The sequence below is a fragment of the bacterium genome (genome assembly GCA_035528375.1).
In the GTDB taxonomy this organism is placed as follows: Bacteria; RBG-13-66-14; RBG-13-66-14; order RBG-13-66-14; family RBG-13-66-14; genus RBG-13-66-14.
In genome coordinates this window covers 1-18,004 of the sequence record DATKYS010000061.1, presented here as the reverse complement: position 1 = coordinate 18,004, position 18,004 = coordinate 1, and the positions used below count along the sequence as shown (strand labels likewise).

Below are 18,004 nucleotides of genomic sequence, written 5' to 3'. Positions count from 1 at the left end.
TCGCCGACGGGTCGGGGTGAGGGTAAGGGGCAGGGAACGTAAATAAAGCGGCCCACGGTCTCCCTCTCCCTCCGGGAGAGGGGATGGGGGTGAGGGCCACCTTATGAAAAAGCGGGCCGACCTGAACGGCGCGCCGTCGGTCGGCCCCTACGTCATTGCAATTCGCGGCGGCCCGCAGAGGACTCGTCCTACGGGGCCGCCCTACATCAGTGCACCGGGCGGGTCAGTAGACCCGCCCCTACGCCATCGCAAATGCGGGTGAGGGCCGGAACGGGCCCCCCTCTCCCTCCGGGAGAGGGGATGGGGGTGAGGGCCACCTTATGAAAAAGCGGGCCGACCTGAAGGTCGGCCCCTACGTCATTGCAATTCGCGGCGGCCCGCAGAGGACTCGTCCTACGGGGCCGCCCTACGTCATCGCAGGCGCGGATAAAGGGTGCGACGGCCCCCTCTCCCTTCTAGGGAGCGGCTCGCCGACGGGTCGGGGTGAGGGTAAGGGGCAGGGAACGTAAATAAAGCGGCCCACGGTCTCCCTCTCCCTGTGGGAGAGGGACAAAGGGTGAGGGCTTCCTTATAAAAACGGGCCGACCTGAACGGCGCGCCGTCGGTCGGCCCCTACGTCATCGCAACCCGCGTGGAACGGGCCGGACGGTGCCGCCGCCCCCTATCAGCTTCCCCCGCCGGCCAGCGCGGCCATCTCCCCCCGCAATAGGGCGAACTCCTTGGAGTACTCCAGGAGCCTCGCCGATCCCTCGAAGTCGAAGTGGGCCTCGCTCACCGCATGGTAGAAGGCCGAGAGCTCGCCCATCATCTCCTCGAACTGGTCCAGGGTCAGGTTTTCGAAGGGCTCGCCCCCCACCCCCACCCTCTCCGCCGCCCGGATGCAGTTTTCGTAGAAGGGGCGCCAGGGGACCTCGTCGTAGTAGGTCATGTAAACCGGCTCCACGGAACCGGCCATCCCGGCGCGGAGCGATTCGTCCTCCCCCGCGGCCAGCAACCGTTGCCGGTGGATGAAGAGGCTGAGGCTGAGGGCGGTGAAGTTGTTCAGCACGTTCGTCCCGGCTCCCGGGGGGCCGAAATCCTCCGCTCCGGGGAGCGGTTCGGGCGGGTTCGGCATCGCCGCCGCCGCCATGTATTGCCCGGCCCGACCGTCGGAGAAGAGGTCCAGGAGCCGTTCGAGGTACTCCGCGTCGCGGGTGACGAGGTCTCCGATGACCGAGATGCGGACCCGGGGAAGCTCGCTCTTCAGGAGCCGGACGACGGCCTTGGGCTCCGAGAGCATCCGCTCCAGCTCGTCCCCGGCGTCCCGGACGCGGCGGAGGATGAGGTAGCCCATCTCGGCCTCGCCGGTCTCGCCCCGCCAGACCGCGTCCAGAACGCCGTCCAGGGCCGGGGTGCCCAGGTTTTCCAGCACCTCCACCGAGGCCGCCAGGGTGGTCTCGTCCTCGGGGTGCCCCTGAAGCACGGCCAGGATGGCCGGCACCGCCTCGTCCCCCATCGCGGTCAGGCGTCCGATGGCGGTGTTGCGGACCCGCGAGTCGTCGTCGGCCAGCCCCAGCGCCGTGTAATCTATGAGCCCCCGGTCGGCGAACTCCTCCACCGCGGACATGCGCTCGCGCCAGTCGCCCGCGCGGAGGTCCTCGGCGAGGTCCTCGATGGAGCGGGTGCATCCGGAGAAAACGAGGGCCGCCGAAACGGCCAAGAGCATGCTATACCGCATTTTTCTCCTCCACGGTTCCGGCGTCGCGCGCCCAGAGGTGGTAGATGACGGCCAGCGGCGCGAACTCCACCAGGGTCCGCAGGCCCCAGAAGGCGGCCATCCAGATGCCGTCGGGCATCGGAAGCCAGGCCGACGAGATGCCGGCGACCAGGGTCCCCAGGAGCAGTCCCAGGACGGGCGACCAGACGGTCCGCCCCCAGGCGGTGGCGGCGGCCGACAGGCACCAGCCCACTACCGCCGCCTCGGCCCCCTCGAAGAGCACCCGGCTCACCGGCGCCCAGGCGCCCAGCCACCCCGGGAAGACCAGCGCCGCCAGGACCATGATAAAACCGGCGCCCAGCGTCCCGGCCACCGTGCCGCTCAGGTAACCCAGCGGACGGCGGACGGAGCGCGGATTCACCAGGCCGAAGACCACGAGGGCCGCCGCGTAGCGCAGCAGGTGGGCGAGCCAGACCCCAGCGACGACGCCCACCGGGGCACCGCCGGCGAAGAGGGTGAAGAGGGCTGGCACCAGCGCCGCCGGCGCCCCCCACGCGAGCGCCCTGGGGACCAGCCCCGGAACGGGTACGCGGGGCGATCCCTCCTCGGGCCGTTGCTGTGCGGGAAAAGTCTCCATCGGCGGGTGGGTGGTCAACCGGATGTGGTTGGGGAATCCGACGGCTCCGCGGCGGCGTCGCCCCGCGGCCGGTGGCGCCACCAGATGACGGCCACGACGGGCAGGTAGCCGGCCACCAGGGTGAGCCCCTGATCGAAGATGTCGCGGGTCTCCCGGACCTCGACCGGGGCGGTGAAGTGGTAGAAGGCGGTGACCACGGCGCAGGCCGCCAGGAATCCGGCCCAGAAGAGAACCGCCCTTCCCTTGGCCAGGTTCCAGCCGACCCCCGTCGCCAGGCCCAGGAAGGTCCCCACGAAGAGGAAGAGGAAGACCTGCTGGCCGCTGAAGGGCACGAGACCGGTGAACCGGGAGAAGAGCCAGCTCACCACGTACCCGGCGAACCCGCCCAGGGCCAGGCTCACCCCGAGGGCGGTGGGGATGTGCTTGAATCGGACGATGAAGCTGGGGAAGAGGGCCTGGGCGAGGGCGAAGAAGGCGAGGTTTCCCAGCCAGTCGCCCGCGAGGTAGATAACGCCGCGGAACTGTACGCCGAAGGCGAGGTCCACGCCGCACTGGAGGATGACGGAGGCCAGCGCCGCCGTCGCACCCCGCCAGAGATACCCCGGCCACTGACGAACCAAACCCGTTTTTTCAGCCATCCTACCCGCCGGCGATGGCCATGGCCGTGACGATCGAGAGGTACTTGGTCATGGCGTCGTCGGCCCGGCTGGGGAGGACCACCGGCGCGGCGGCCCCCACGATGACCGCCCCGGCCCGGGCCCCGGAGAAGTGGATGAGGCACTTGTAGAGGATGTTGGCCGACTCGATGTCGGGGCACAGAAGGACGTCGGCGTCCCCGGCCACCTCGCTCTCGATGCCCTTGATTCTGGCCGACTCCCTGGAGACGGCGTTGTCGAAGGCCAGCGGCCCGTCCACGATGCAGTCGCCGAGCTGTCCGCGCCGGGCCATCACCGTGAGCGCCGCGGCGTCGCCGGTGGCGGGCATGTCGGGCAGGTTCACCTTCTCCACCGCCGCCAGGACCGCCACCTTGGGCCGCCCGACCCCCAGGATCCGGGCCACGTCCACGGCGTTGCGGATGATGTCCGCCTTCTCGGCCAGGGTCGGGGCGATGTTGAACGCGGCGTCGGTCAGGAACAAAAGCTTGTGGTAGGCCGGGACGGCGGCGACCATCACGTGGGACAAAAGGCGCCCGGTGCGCAGGCCGTTGTCCTCGTTCAGGACGGCCCGCAGGTAGGCCTTGCTCGCGACCGACCCCTTCATCAGGACGTCGGAGCGGCCCCCGCCGACCAGTGAGGCGGCGGTCCCGGCGGCGTCGGCGCTCGCCACCATCTCGAAGGGCTCCAGGTCCACGCCGAGGTTGGCGGCGTTGGCCTCGATGGCGGCCGGGTCCCCCACGAGGGTCGCCTCGGCCAGCCCCTCCCGGTGGGCCCGGTCCACCGCCTCGAGGGCCGTGGGGTCGTCGGCGCCCGCCAGCGCGATCCGCCGCGACGGCTCGTCCTTCACCCGCTGGATGAGCCCGGTGAAATGGTCCTCGGTCATGGGGACGCTGCGCCCACCCGCGTCGGGTCAGGTTCCCATCGCTCGGCCGATGCCTCTGCCCGCTCCCGCCGCGCCCCGCCGTGAATCACGTACTTATCCAAGTCACTCTACCTTTTTTAGTCGGCCGTCCGGGGCCGTCATTCCAGCTTCAACTGCCCGCCCGATTTTCCGATTTTCCCCGCGTGGCGCAGGAGGTCCAGCCGCCCGACCAGAGGGTAATCCAGCCTGCTCCGCCCCTCCAAGAGGGCGTCCACCTGCAGCACCTGAATCCTCGGGTAGTCGCGCTGCATCAATTCGCTGTGATAAAACCCCGCCCCGGCGGCCTCGCGGTGAATCTCCGACCGCTCCCCCGCCCGGTACAGCAAGATAAGCGCGCCGAAGTCCGCCTTCTCCCGCTCCATCACGCCGCGCAGGTCGCGCACGTGGCTCACCTTCGGCTTCAAGTCGCTCTTGACCTGGACGATGATTTTCCGCGTCGTCAGGGTTTTTTCGGTCTTGCCGTCGCGGAAGAAGAGGACGCCGTCAATGCCTCGGTCGCCGCCGCCCTTCTTCTCCGGGTCGCCGAGGGGGCGGGCGTGGACCAAAGACAGGGCCCAAAGCTCGAACTCCTTGCGCGGCATGTCCGTGCGCTGGGCCAGCTCGCGGGCCGAGTCCCAGTCGCGCGGCTCGCCGTGGACCTCGTAGGTTGCTTCCTCCCCGAAGTGATCCGCGAGGCGGCTCTTTATCAGGTTAATCGCCAGGTAGGTTATATCAATGCCGATCCAGCGGCGGTCGAGGGCCTGGGCGGCGGCGATGGTGGTGCCGCAGCCGCAGAAGGGGTCGAGCACCACGTCGCCCTCGTTAGAGGAGACGTTTATAATTCGCTCTAGCAGCGCCTGGGGCTTTTGAGTTTGATAACCGAGGCGTTCCCGTGCAACGGCATTAACAGGAAATATATCAACCCAAACATCATCAACCGGCACTCCGGGGGCCTCCTCTAAGTACATTTTATATCGGTACTTACCTCCTGAAGTAACTATTAATTTACCTTCTTGACGTAATTGCTCTAATTTATCTTTCGAATAGGTTTTTAATTGTGCATCTTTATAAAGTCCTTTTTTATCTTCCTGATTGAATCTCTCTTTTATATACTCATTTGAATATGGGATATAGTTCTGATTAAAAACAAAGTTGCTTACCTTAGAGTAGAAATAAATAATATCGTGATCGCTACCATACCGATTTGCAACCTTCTTACTGCTACTTGAAGTTGTTCTTTTCCAACATATTTCATTTATAAAATTTTTCGATCCGAACACCGCATCCATAACTAGCTTCAAATAGTGACTAGCATTGGGGTCGCAGTGGAGGTAGATGCTCCCCGTGGGTTTCAGCACCCGCCGCAGCTCCACCAGCCTCGGCGCCATCATCACCAGGTACGCGAACATGTCGTTGTGCCCCAGGAACCTTTCGAAGCCCTGCAATAAATCAACGAGCGCCGGGGGCGCCTTATCCCCCGTGACCAGCTCGTGGTACGCCCGGGCGGAGTTCTCGTCCCAGTGCCAGAAATCGGTGAACGCCTGGAACTGCGACGCCGACGGCGTCCCGTCCACCTCCTTGAACAGCACGTTGTAATCGGCCTTGGAGTTGAAGGGCGGATCGAGGTAGACGAGGTCCACCGACTCGTCGCCGATGTGCCGCCGCATGACGTCCAGGTTGTCCCCGAAAAAGAGCTTGTTGGTCCAGTCGGTCAAGGAAGCCCCACCCCCTTCCCCTTGCGCGGCACGTAGCTGTGCGCCAGGGACGCGATGGCTTTGATCCTGCGCTCGCCCAGCCGCATCGCCGCCTCCACGGTGGAGATGCCATCCTCGGAGGCCAGGGCGAAGACCTCCCGGAGGAGGTCCGGGATCTGTCTCATCTTGGCGAAGACCCACTGGTCGGGGTGATTCTCCAGCTCCCCGACGACGCTGATGAGCCCGCCGGAGTTGACCACGATGTCCGGGGCGTAGGTGATTCCCCGCTTGGCGAGCTGGGAGTAATCGTCCCAGGTGGGGTCGAGCTGGGAGTTCGCCGCGCCGCAGACTATCTTGCCGGCCAGCGACTCCAGGGTCTCGGGGCCGACGACGCCCCCCCGACCGCAGGGGCAGAACACGTCCACCGAATCGTCCAGGAGCCCCTCGACCTCCCGGGGGACCAGAGAGGGCATCCGCTTGAGAATCTTCTCCAGCCGCTCCGGGCTGTGGTCGTGGACCAGGACCCTCGCCCCGGCCTCGAGGAACTTGCCGGCGAGGAGGGTGCCCACGGCGCCCACCCCCTGAAGCGCCACGGTCTTCCCGGCCAGGTCCTTCCCCCGGCCCGTCTCGGCCAGACAGACCCCGATGCCCATCATCACGCCCGAGGCGGTCACCAGGCTCGGATCGAATGAGCCCTCGAAGAGGGTGACGCCGGCGACGAACTCGGTCTCGGTGGCCACGTAGGTGAGATCCAAGGCGCCGGTGCCGACGTCGGGGGCGCCGATTATCCGCCCGCCCAGCCCCTGGATGAAGCGCCCCAGGGCCCGGAAGGCGGGCTCCCGCTTCCCCCCCACGGACTGGCGCAGGATGTTGATCTGACCCCCGCCGTAGTTCAGCCCGGCGGTGGCGCTCTTGTACGTGAGCCCCCGCGAGAGGTGGAGGGCGTCCGTGAGGGCCGCCTCCTCGTCGGGGTAGTCCAGGGTGCGGATGCCGGCGATGGCCGGCCCCAGGGTGGTGTCGTGGATGACGATGATCGCCCGTAGCTCGGCGGCGGGCGCCACGCAGAAGGCCACCTGCTCGTGATCCGCCGTTTCCAGGTTCCTGAAGACTTCCATCGGCACCCCCGGGCGGATCAGGCCGCCTTTTTGACCATCCGGTACCAGCCGATGAGGAAAGGCGCGGCGATGAAGACCGAGGAGTACGTACCGACGACGACGCCGATGGTCAGGGCCAGGGCGAAGTCGTGGATGACGCTGCCACCGAAGAGGACGAGCACCAGCGTCACGATCAGGGTCGTCCCCGAGGTGAGCACCGTGCGCGACAGCGTCTCGTTGATGGCGCTGTTGACGATTTCCACCAGGCTCTTGCGCCGCAGGAGCTTGCGGTCCTCGCGGATGCGGTCGAAGACGACGATGGTGTCGTTCAGGGAGTAGCCGACCAGGGTCAGGACGGCGGCGATGATGGCGAGGTTTATCTCCTTGCCCAGCAGGGAGAAGATGCCCAGGGTCACCAGCACGTCGTGGAACAGGGCGACGATGGCCCCCAGGGCGAAGGCGAACTCGAAGCGCAGCGAGATGTACAAGAGGAGCCCCACCAGGGCGGCGATGATCGAGTATATGGCCGCGGAGCCGAGCTCCTCACCCACCTTGGGGCCGATGACGTTCACGCTCTGGATCTCGAAACCGGAGAGGTAGGAGCTGTCAATGAGCCGCTTGACGACCTCGGAGTCGAGCCCCGCATCCCGGGCCAGCCGCTCGACTTCGGCGGTGTCCCCCAGGAGGCGCATGGTCTGGATGCCGCCGAGGTTCCGGGCCCCGGCGAACGCATCGGCGAGGCGTCCGGCGTTCTGGGCGCCCAGGAGGGGCTCGAGGAGCTTCACGTAATCCGAGCGGGAATTGGGGGCGTTGAGGTTCAACCGGGCGGTGGGAGACACCCCGGCGGGCAGTCCCACCGGGGGGCGCAGCTCGGAGAGGACCTGGCTGATGCTGGCGCGGGTCGCCCGCTCGATCATCCGCTCGATGGTGGTGGACAACGCCCGCACGTCGGCGGTGTTGAGGGCCGGCCTCACCTCCGCGCCGACGGTCACCGCGAAGGGATTCTCGTCCAGATCGAAGTTCTCCCGGAAAAACTCCAGGTACACGGCGGGGAAGCCCTCGATCTGGGTGAGCTCATCGAAGGAGGTGAAGGGCCCGACGGTCTCCCGGCGGCTGACGATGGCGGCGGCCATGGCCTCCCCCGTGTTCTCCACCTTGTTGCGGATGACCACCTCGTCCGCGGCGGTGCCCTGGGTGTAGACGTCCATGTCCAGGCCGCTGCGGATCCTCGTCAGGTCACCGGTGGTGATGCCCTGGGCGAACTTGACCTGGATCCGCACGCCGCCGGTGAAGTCTATGCCGAGGTTGAATCCCCCCTGGATGATGAAGCTGACGATGCCCGCCAGGATGAGCACCCCGGAGACTAGGAAGGCGATCCTCCGCCGGCCGATGAAGTCGTAGTGGGTGTCGGTGAAAATCTGCAAGTCCAAACCCCCTTGCCCGGTTTAGGCGTTCCTACGGGGCCGTAACGAGGGGTGGGAACGAGGGGTTTAAACCCCTTGCCTTTCCCCTTGTCTCAACGAACCACCAGGCGCGTCGGCCTAGATGGACAGCTTCTCCAGGTGGCGGCGCCGCACGCGGTAATCGAAAATCGCCCGGGACACGATGAGCGCGGTGAACATGCTGGCCGCGATGCCGATGGCCAGCGTGACCGCGAAGCCGCGGATGGGACCCGTACCCAGGACGTAGAGCACCCCGGCGGTGATGAGCGTGGTGATGTTGGCGTCGAGGATGGTGATGAAGGCCTTGTCGTAGCCGGCGTTGATGGCCGTGGCCACCGCCACCGCGGGCTTGACCGCGCCCGACTCGGCCAGCCGCTCGCCCTTGCGCAACTCCTCACGGATGCGCTCGAAGATGAGCACGTTGGCGTCCACGCTCATGCCGATGGTGAGGATGATTCCGGCGATGCCGGGCAGTGTGAGGGTGGCGCCGAAGATGGCCAGCGCGGCGATGATGAGGACTATGTTGAAGAGCAGGGCCACCACGGCGATCACACCGGAGAAGCGGTACCAGAAGCTCATGAAGCCCATCACCAAAAGGAGGCCCACGAGCGCAGCCGTCACCCCGTACTTGATCGAATCCGAGCCCAGGCTCGGCCCGATGGTGTCCTCCATGACCACGTTCAGGGCCACCGGCAGGGCCCCGTTGCGCAGGTTGATCGCCAGGTCCTTGGCCCGGTCCACGGTGAAGTTGCCCCGGATGATGCCCTCGCCGGGAATCTCCTCCTCGATGACCGGGGCCGAGATGACCTCGTCGTCCAGGACGATGGCCAATTGGTTGCCCACGTGGGTGCCGGTGACCTCCCGGAAGGACTCGGCGCCGGTGTAGTTGAAGGAGAAGCTCACGGCGGGCAGACCCCGCTCGCGCTCGCGGGTGTACTGGGCGTCGGTCAGGTCGGAGCCCTTGATCGGGCGGCGGGCGTCCAGGAGGTAGAGCTGGAAGTAGCCCTCCACGGGGGAGCCGTACACCTCGGTCAGGCGCTGCGCTATCTCCTGCTCGTAGTCCGCGGAGTCCTTGTCCAGCCGCTGCTCCACCGAGAGGGCCAGCCGGTAGCCGGGGAAGTCGGAGACCAGGCCCCGGTCGTTGACCATCTTCGCCAGCCCCTCCTTCAGGGAGGAGGGGGCGTAGATGCCGTGCCCCAGGTCGTAGACGTTGGCGAGGATCGTCCGGTAGGTGGGGTAACCCGCGGCCTTGGCCAGGACCTTCCCCAGCCGGCCCTCGGCGTCCACCAGCATGAACTCGAGCACCGCCCGCTCCCCGATGAGATTCTTGGCCCGGTCCGTGTCGCTGATGCCCGGCAGCCGGACGGTGATGCCCGCGTCGCCTATCTGCTCCACCTCGGGCTCGGCCACGCCGAACTCGTCCACCCGGCGGCGGATGATCTCCAGGACGGTGTCCAGGGTGACCTGCTCGTCCCCGGGGGGCACGTTGGTCATGTCCGCCTCGTAGCGCATCACCATGCCGCCCGAGAGGTCCAGGCCCAGCTTGACCTTCTCCACGGGCAGCCACTGGGTCAGCTCGGGGGACAGGCCGTCCAGGAGGCCGGTGGTCGGCAGGGCGAAGACCAGGGCGAAGACGAAGACCAGCCAGCCGATGAGCCCGTAAAACCGGCGCTTTCTCGCCATTTACGCTCCTCGCGGGTGAGTGGCGACCTTGGGGGGTTACCGCGGTTCCTCAAACCGAAGACCGGGGATCGAGGCACTAGGCATTAAGAGAAAAGGGTTAATAATCTGCGCCTACAGAGGACAGATCGTAACTCCCCGGTAAAAGTTCGCCGGAAAGCCAAACCAACAGGAGGGTTCCAATATCATCCCTGAGAAACCCAATTTTAAATTGACCGTTTCCTATGACATCGTTGACGACAATCGTCGTGACGACTTCATCATCGTCAATAATAAGCGCCAGCCGCCGTCCCAGGTTATCCCCCGTCAGGTCTTCCAGCTCCGGGGCGTACTCATCGCGTAGGTTGACGGTAAGATAGGGCTCGGGGGTGTCATCTACCGGATTTACATGTGCTATTTTCCCATCCAACCCCAACGCCTCTTCGGTTTCGAGTAGATAAAAATGTCTCCGCCAGCTCTCATCGCGGCCTTCCGTCGGGTCAAGCCTCCAATAAGCCCCATCCTGGATTATCCTGTACATTCCGTCGCCTACGATGAACCAGCAATCCTCCGCTTCATCGGGTACGACCTGAACCCCGGGTGATGTCTCCACTTCCGGCACCGCATCGCCTACGGGAACGACCGGCACGAGCGACAAGGACCCGTGGAAATGGAACAGACGACCAATCAACCCGAACAAGTCATCGCGGGCTTCAAAACTGATGGATTGCCGATGGACATTTTCAAAGTCGTCGTCAAACTCATCAACGACGGCGGCCTCGATGAAAGCCAACCGAGAATCAACTATCTCCCTGACCCGTTGCGCATCCGATTCATCGCATCTGTACTGTATCTGATAGGTGCGGGCGACCAGAACCGAAGGTAGTACCATTAAAAAAGTGAACGCCACACGTAACATCACACGCCCAGTTCCAGGCAGGCCACCGCTTCCAATTCCAGGGGGCTGGTCACGCCGGCGGCGAGGAGGAAATACCCCCGGGCGGCCACCATGGCCGCGTTGTCCATCGCGTACTCCAGGGGGGCGAAGCGGACCTCCACACCCTCGGCCTCGGCCCGTCGGGACAACGTTTCGCGCAGCCCCCGGTTGGCCGCCACCCCGCCACCGACGACCAGAGTATTCAGCGAAATCTCACGGCAGGCGGCCAGCGCCTTTTCGGCGAGAATTTCGATGACCGCCGCCTGAAAACCGGCGGCCACCGCCGACCTCCGCTCCTCCAACCGACTCTCCCCGACCAGCTCGGCCACCCGTCGCGCCGCGGCGGTCTTGAGCCCGGAGAAGCTGAAGTTCAGTCCCTCGGGCAGCGGCCGGGTGAACGGCTCCGGCTCGCCGTCGAAGGATCGCGCCAGTTCGTCGAGGACCGCCCCCGCGGGGTAGGGTATGCCCAAAAGGCGCCCGACTTTATCGTAGGCCTCGCCCGCGGCGTCGTCTAAGGTTTCCCCCAACAACCTGAAGCGGAGCAGGCTCTCCCGCCCCTTCTTACCCGGCCCAACTTCGTAGAGCGCCGTGTGGCCGCCGGAGACCAGAAGGCCCACGAAGGGCGGCTCCGGCGGGTCTTCCCCGAGAAGCGGCGCCTGGAGGTGGGCCGCCAGGTGGTTCACCCCGACGAAGGGTACGCCCAGCCCCGCCGCCAGCGCCTTGCCGAAGTTCAGCCCCACCAGGAGCGCGCCGGTGAGCCCCGGGCCGTGGGTGGCGGCCACCCCGCCCAGGTCGCCGTAAGCGATCCCGGCCAGGCTCAACGATTCACGGACCACGGGCAGGACCTTCGCCGCGTGGTTCCGCCCGGCCAGCTCGGGGACCACCCCGCCGTACCGGGAGAAGAAGGCGGCCTGGGAGCTGACGACGTCGGAGAGAACCCGGCGCCCGTCCTCCACGACGGCGGCCGCCGTTTCATCGCACGAGGTCTCCAGGCCCAGGACCAGCAGCGCGCCACCTCGCTTCGGAGGAGCGAATTTTAGCACACGCCCCGCCCCGCGGCAAGCTCACCGGTTCACCCGCCGGATGAGAAAAAGCCCGGTGAGACCGAAGATGATGTTCGGCAGGAAGGCGGCGATGAAGGGCGAGATGACGCCGCGCTGGCCGAAGGCACGGCCCACGGCGATGAATCCCCATAAAATGAATCCCAGAAGCACCGCCAACCCGAACCCCAGGGCGGTGCCGGACCGGGCGGTGCGAATCGCCAGCGGCGCGCCGATGAGAATCACGATCAGGTTCGCCAAAGGGACGCTGACCTTCAGGTCCAGCTCCACCCGCTCTTTGGCCGGGTCCTTGCCGGCCCGCTCCATCCGCTCGATGTGGGCGGAAAGCTCGCCGTAGGTCATGTCCTCCGGCGTCCGCGCCTCGATGGCGAACTCACCCGGCGCCTCGGTTATCGGCACCACCATCTCCTGCACCTCAACGAGCGTCAGCTCCTGGCCCTCGGGGCCGAAGGTGCGCACCTCGCAGTCGTAGAAGTGCCACTCCCCGTCGGTGTACTCGCCCACCGCGGCGTCCACCCGCTCGACGGCCAGCCCCGGGTCCTCGGGGTCGAAGCTGATGAGCGTCGGCCGGCTCATCCGACCGTTGAAGGCGTCCATCTGACCCGTGTAGAGGATCAGGTTCCCGGTCAGCGACGCCGAGTAGTCGGTGACCTTCATCATCGCCTCGCGGTCCAGCCCGTCGAAGACCCACTTCTTGATGGCCACGCAGCGCTCGTTGGCGTAGGGCACCACCGTCTCCCCGAAGACCCACACCCCGAAGCCGATGAGCGCCCCGAGGACGATTAAAGGCGCGAAAACGCGGTACAAAGACACGCCGCTCGCCTTCATCGCCGTTATCTCCGAGCCCTTCCCCAGGATGCTGATGCAGAAGAGCACCCCCAACAGCACAGCGATGGGGTTGACCCACTTGACCACGAAGGGGATCATGTAGAGGTAGTAGCTGGCGATGGTGCCGACGTCGGTCCCCTTCTGGAGGAACTTGCCCACCGTCTCGATGAAGTTGACGACGAGGTAGATGGCGATGAAGGCCGCCAGCGCGTACAGGTAGTAGCGCAGGAAGTGGCCGGCTATGTAGCGGTCGAGCGTGCGTCCGAGCATGGGCCTTGGAGAAGAGGTTGCACGGAGAGGATACCTGTTTCCGCGCCCCGGGGCAAGGGACCTCCCTTGACCGCGGGCCCGCGCTTGGGTATAGTATTCCCGCGACACGGAAATCCCCCTCCAAGGACGGCGGCTCATGGGCGTCATCAAGGGCAAGCTGAAGGGCAAGGGCAAGCGGGTGGCCGTCATCGCCTCGCGCTTCAACGAGTTCATCACCCTGCGCCTGTTGGGCGCCTGCCTGGACACCCTCCACCGTCACGAGGTGGAGGCTGAGGACATAGACGTCATCTGGTGCCCGGGTGCGTGGGAGATTCCGGCGGTGGCGAAGCGGGTGGCCTCGAAATACGACGCCACAATCTGCCTCGGCGCCGTCATCCGCGGCGGAACGCCCCACTTCAACTACATCGCCGCCGAGGTCGCCAAGGGCGTCGCCCAGGTGGGTCTGGCCAGCGAAAAGCCGGTGGTCTTCGGCGTTCTGACCACGGACTCCATCGAGCAGGCCATCGAGCGGGCGGGGGCCAAGGCGGGGAACAAGGGCGCCGACGCGGCCCTGGCCGCGCTGGAACTGATGGACCTCTACGGCCAACTGAAATAATCCCCCTCCCTCCGTTTGCGATGACGTAGGGGCCGACCGACGGCGCGCCGTTCAGGTCGGCCCGTTTTTTTTTAAGGCAGCCCTCACCCCGGCCCTCTCCCACAGGGAGAGGGAGACCGCGGGTCGCCGTATTAACGTTCTCGGCCCCGACCCTCACCCTAGCCTGTCGGCGCGCCGCTCCCTGGAAGGGAGAGGGGACACGCCCCGGCCCTCACCCCCGATTGCGCCGACGTAGGGGCGGACCTTCAGGTCCGCCCGCGGGCCGACCTAAAGGTCGGCCCCTACGAGGTTGATTCGCGATTCACACCCAATCCGCAGGGGCGGGTGTCCTGACCCGTCCGCGGGCGACCGCGGAGGACTCGTCCTACGGGTCGCCGCTACGGTTGACCGGTCGGCGCTTCCGCCGGTATACTCGTGCCCGTGAAGAATTCTCCCAAGAAACCCGCCGACGACTCCTCCCCGGACATTGACGGCTACCGGCCGTACCGCTCCAAAGAAAAGGCGTGGTACGCCGAGCCGGACAAGCGGACCGGCCGCGTCGCCGTCCGCCCCGACGCCCGCCGCAAGCGCGCCAACCCACTCATCCGCACCGTCGAGAAAATCCCGATAAAAACCCGCCTCGTCACCGAGGACGACGACATCGTCGAGCTGTGCATGCTTTACGTGCCGGCGGCCAACCCCCGGCCCGGCGACGTCCTGTTCATCTCCGAAAAAATCGTGGCCATCACCCAGGGCCGGACGCGCCGGTTCGAGGACATCAAAGAGGGGTTCTGGGCGAGGTTCCTGTCGGCCCGGGTGGCCAAGCCGCCGTGGGGCATCGGCGCCGTGGGCCTGCCGGTGAAGATGCAGGCGGCGATTGACCTGGTGGGGCTGCCGCGGATTCTTCTGGCGGCGGTCGTGGCGGCCCTCACCCGCCTCATCGGCCGCACCGGCGACTTCTACCGCATCGCCGGACCCCAGGTGGCCCAGATTGACGGCTCCCGCGTCGGCACCTTCGAGCGTTACATCAACGTGGTCATCTACGGCCCGGCTTTTCCCAAGTGGGTCTGCGAGCGGGTCCGGGACGCCGTGGACCTGGAGACCGCCATCATAGACGCCAACGACTACGGCGACGTGGACGTCCTGGGCAGGACCGACGGGGTTGACGCGCACTGGCTGTCCCTGGCGCTGGCGGACAACCCCCTGGGCCAGGAGCTGCAGATGACGCCCCTGGGCCTTCTTCGCAGGAAAAGCCCTCCCACGTAATACGATGGGGCTTTAAGCCCCCCCCGCCTGGACACCGGGCGTTTTCCTGGACTATATTAGCCGGGTGATGAGGAAAAACCCGGCCCTTTTCACGCACGAAGGACGGTATCCCGATGCGCGCACGCCTGTCTGTCGTACTCGTGGCGGCCCTTTTCGTCACCGGCGCCGCGGCGGCCCGGATCGGCCCCAACCTGGAGGCCAGGCTACCCGGCCTCGCCGAGGACGAGCTCCTGTGGGTCAACGTCTCCCTCTCCGAACAGGCGACGCCGGCCGAGCTGCAGCAGTTGAACGCCACGCTGCCCCCCGAGCCGGCCCGCGCGGCGGTCATCGAAAGGCTCAAGTACATCGCGGCGGACACCCAGGGCGACCTTCTGGCCTACCTCGAAGGACGGCGAAACCTCGGCGACGTGGGGTACGTCGGGGCTTTCTGGGTCACGAACCTGGTGGTGTGCGAGGCGAGGCCGTCGGTCATCCGCGAGCTTCTGGAGCGCGGCGACGTGGCGCGCGTGGAGACCGGCTCCGACCGGCCCGACGAGTGGGTCGGCGTGGGTGAGTCGGACCGCGACGGCGGACTGGCCTGGGGCGTGGAGAAAATCGGCGCACCATACGTCTGGGACGACTACGGCTACGACGGCGACGGCATCGTGGTCGCCGTGTCCGACACCGGCGTCAACTACGAGCACTACGATCTGCGCGACCACCTGTGGCACAACACCGACGAGATTCCGGACAACGGCGTGGACGACGACCACAACGGCTACGTGGACGACTACCTCGGCTACTACTTCGACGGGGCGGGCGGCGGCGGTCCGGACCCCATGGACACCGACGGCCACGGCACCCACTGCGCCGGCTCGGTGTCCTCGGACGGCGCGGCGGGCATGAGCTGCGGCGTGGCGCCCAAGACGCGGATAATGAGCCTCAAGGTCTGGATGTGGGCCACCCCCCAGGGCGAGGCCTCGGTCTGGGAGGCGTGGCAGTACGCGCTGGACAACGGGGCGGACGCCGTCTCGGTGAGCCTGGGCTGGAGTTACGGTTGGGACCCCGACCGGGCCACCTGGCGCGACGTGGCGGAGAACTGCCTGGCCGGCGGACTGGCACTGGTGGTGGCCGGCGGTAACGACGGGCCCGACCCCCAGACGATCACCTGTCCCGGCGACGTCCCCGGCCTCATCACCGTGGGCGCCACCAACGTCAGCGACGAAATCGCCGGCTTCTCCGGCCGCGGGCCGGTGAGCTGGGCCGACGTGGCCCCCTACCACGACTACCCCTGCCTCACCAAGCCCGACGTCTGCGCCCCCGGCGTGGACATCGTCTCCTGCTCCTGGGAAGACGACCAGGGCTACATCTGGGGCTGGAACGGCACCTCCATGGCCACCCCGCACACGGCGGGGACGGTGTCGCTGCTCCTGGACGCCGCCCCGGCCCTGTCGCCCGTCCAGCTCAAGGCCGCCCTGGAGCATTACGCCCGCGAGCTGGGCGACCCCGGCAAGGACAACACCTACGGCGCGGGGCGTGTCAACGCCTTCGCCAGTGTCTCCAGCGTCGTCGCCGACCCCGAGCTCCACCTCCTCTTCGACGGCTACGAGGTCGCCGACGAGGACTCGGACGGGGTCCTGGAGCCCGGCGAGACCGCCACCGTGTACTGCCGCCTATACAACATGAGCCTGGTCACCGCCACCGGCGTCACCGCCGACCTCTCCACCGATTCCGACGACGTGACCGTCACCGACGGCCACGACTCCCTGGGCAGCCTGGCCCCCTTCGAGGAGGCTTCCGCCGAGTTCACCCTCGAGGTGGACTCCGACTGTCCCGAGCCGGCGGGCCTCCCCCTCGACCTCGACGTACACGCCACCAACCCCTACGACCTGGCGGAGGCGTTCGAGCTCTTCGTGCCCGGCTACGGCCTGCGGGAGGACTGCGAATCGGGCATCGAGCCGCTCTGGCGCTACTCCAGCAACGGGGAGAACACCTGGCGCCGGACCGACGAGGACTCGGTGTACGGGCGGTACTCCTTCACCCCGAACGACGTGGGCGGCGGCTACGAGCCCAACCTCGACTGCTCACTGGTGAGCCTGCCCTTCCGCGTGGACGCGGAGCACTACATCCTCACCGTGTGGAGCAAGTTCCACCTCGAGGGCGGCCGGGACGCCCTGTACGTGGAGATTCGCTACTCGGAGGAGGATGACTGGACCGTCCTGCACACCCTGTCGGGCACGCTGGGCAACTGGATCAAGCGCACGAACGACCTCACCGAGCACCGGGGCGAGATAGCCCAGCTCCGGCTCCGGTTCAAGTCGGACTCCGACGACACCTACGATGGCGCCTTCGCGGACCAGATTTACGTCGTGGACTACGAGGTCGGCGTGGGCGACGCCGCCCTTTCCGCCCGCTCCACCGACGACGGCGCCCTGTTGGGCTGGGACATCACCGGCGACGTGGCTGGCATCTACATCTACCGGCAGGGCGACGCCCGGTCGTCCTCGGGTCTCGGTTCGCGGCTCAACGAGCAGCCCCTCACGGGGAACCGCGGGTACTACCTGGACCGCGGCCGTGGTGAGAGCTACGTCTTCGAGGTCACGGACGCAGACGGGAACCGGGAGCTCCTGGGCCCGGTGGAGGTGGAGGGTGGGACGCCGACGGTGAACCGCACGTCGCTCTCGACGCCCTTCCCCAACCCGGTTTCGGATACGGCGACCATCCGGTTCGAGCTGGGCGGGGAGGACGGCTCCGAGGTGACCCTCGCGGTTTACGACCTGGCCGGGCGGCGGGTGGCCGTCCTCTTCGACGGCGATCTGGCCGCCGGCCGCCACACCGTCGCCTGGGACACCACCGGCGTCAGCGTGGGCGTGTATCTGATCCGGCTGGTGACCGCGGGCGGGTCTCTCACCCGCCGGGCGGTCGTGGTCCGGTAGCGGGAAGGGCCGCCCCCTCTCCCTCTTAGGGAGAGGGTTGGGGTGAGGGTAAGACCTGCGAATGTAAAAGGGCGTCGGCCCGCGTTCTCCCTCTCCCTCCCAGGGAGAGGCTCGCCTACGGGCTAGGGTGAGGGTAAGGGATGGGAACGGAAAAGGGCGGCGGCCCGCAGAGGGACCGCCCTACATTGACGGACTGACCTTGCCGGGAACCGTGAACAGCCCTTCCGACGAGGACCTGCGCGTCTCCGACGGGGAGCCGGGCGACCGCCCCGCCGCCGAGCGGCTCGCCGAACGGCTCGGCAAATGGCTCTTCCGGCACCGCGGCGTCCTCCCGGTGCCGTTCATCCTACTGCTGGTTCTGCTGGGCGACCCGC

General features: G+C 66.8%; 14 protein-coding genes. 3 read left to right on the top strand and 11 right to left on the bottom strand.

Features of this window, described 5'->3' with window-relative positions; all coding sequences use genetic code 11:
* Positions 1-664: 664 nt before the first annotated feature.
* From VM054_04645 to VM054_04595, 11 genes are all read right to left on the bottom strand, one after another.
* Complete coding sequence (locus VM054_04645) at positions 665-1,717, bottom strand: hypothetical protein (protein HUT98347.1); 1,053 nt, start codon at positions 1,715-1,717, stop codon at positions 665-667.
* On the bottom strand, positions 1,707-2,228 hold the full coding sequence (locus tag VM054_04640; protein ID HUT98346.1) for a hypothetical protein: 522 nt from the start codon (positions 2,226-2,228) through the stop codon (positions 1,707-1,709). Before VM054_04640 ends, VM054_04645 begins: the two co-directional genes overlap by 11 nt.
* A gap of 119 nt (positions 2,229-2,347) precedes the next feature.
* The gene (locus VM054_04635) at positions 2,348-2,971 is read right to left on the bottom strand and encodes a hypothetical protein (protein HUT98345.1); all 624 of its coding nucleotides are present in this window, start codon (positions 2,969-2,971) and stop codon (positions 2,348-2,350) included.
* A 1-nt stretch (position 2,972) separates the two neighbouring features.
* Positions 2,973-3,872, bottom strand: a complete 900-nt coding sequence (locus VM054_04630) for a bifunctional enoyl-CoA hydratase/phosphate acetyltransferase (protein HUT98344.1) — start codon at positions 3,870-3,872, stop codon at positions 2,973-2,975.
* Positions 3,873-4,009: 137 nt separating this feature from the next.
* Entirely contained in the window at positions 4,010-5,605 is a 1,596-nt protein-coding gene (locus VM054_04625; GenBank protein HUT98343.1) for a DNA methyltransferase, read from the bottom strand.
* On the bottom strand, positions 5,602-6,699 hold the full coding sequence (locus tag VM054_04620) for a Glu/Leu/Phe/Val dehydrogenase dimerization domain-containing protein (GenBank protein HUT98342.1): 1,098 nt from the start codon (positions 6,697-6,699) through the stop codon (positions 5,602-5,604). The genes VM054_04625 and VM054_04620 overlap by 4 nt, the downstream gene beginning before the upstream one ends.
* Positions 6,700-6,716: 17 nt before the next feature.
* A complete protein-coding gene (gene secF, locus VM054_04615; protein HUT98341.1) occupies positions 6,717-8,108 on the bottom strand; it encodes a protein translocase subunit SecF in 1,392 nt (463 codons plus the stop codon).
* Positions 8,109-8,219: 111 nt separating this feature from the next.
* Complete coding sequence (secD, locus tag VM054_04610) at positions 8,220-9,803, bottom strand: protein translocase subunit SecD (GenBank protein ID HUT98340.1); 1,584 nt, start codon at positions 9,801-9,803, stop codon at positions 8,220-8,222.
* Positions 9,804-9,900: 97 nt separating this feature from the next.
* On the bottom strand, positions 9,901-10,572 hold the full coding sequence (locus VM054_04605) for a hypothetical protein (protein ID HUT98339.1): 672 nt from the start codon (positions 10,570-10,572) through the stop codon (positions 9,901-9,903).
* Between the two features lie 125 nt (positions 10,573-10,697).
* Positions 10,698-11,759, bottom strand: coding sequence for a tRNA (adenosine(37)-N6)-threonylcarbamoyltransferase complex transferase subunit TsaD (gene tsaD, locus VM054_04600; GenBank protein HUT98338.1), 1,062 nt, complete (start codon positions 11,757-11,759; stop codon positions 10,698-10,700).
* Between the two features lie 21 nt (positions 11,760-11,780).
* A complete protein-coding gene (locus VM054_04595) occupies positions 11,781-12,875 on the bottom strand; it encodes an LptF/LptG family permease (protein HUT98337.1) in 1,095 nt (364 codons plus the stop codon).
* A gap of 136 nt (positions 12,876-13,011) precedes the next feature.
* Here VM054_04595 and ribE point away from each other — a divergent pair, with 136 nt between their 5' ends.
* The 3 genes from ribE to VM054_04580 all read left to right on the top strand — a co-directional run bounded on the left by ribE (position 13,012) and on the right by VM054_04580 (position 17,630).
* Positions 13,012-13,470: a 6,7-dimethyl-8-ribityllumazine synthase gene (gene ribE / locus VM054_04590; protein HUT98336.1), complete on the top strand. Its 459-nt coding sequence runs from the start codon at positions 13,012-13,014 to the stop codon at positions 13,468-13,470.
* 420 nt (positions 13,471-13,890) lie between these two features.
* Positions 13,891-14,715, top strand: coding sequence for a coenzyme F420-0:L-glutamate ligase (locus VM054_04585; GenBank protein ID HUT98335.1), 825 nt, complete (start codon positions 13,891-13,893; stop codon positions 14,713-14,715).
* A gap of 113 nt (positions 14,716-14,828) precedes the next feature.
* Positions 14,829-17,630, top strand: a complete 2,802-nt coding sequence (locus VM054_04580) for a S8 family serine peptidase (protein ID HUT98334.1) — start codon at positions 14,829-14,831, stop codon at positions 17,628-17,630.
* The last annotated feature ends 374 nt before the right edge of the window (positions 17,631-18,004 follow it).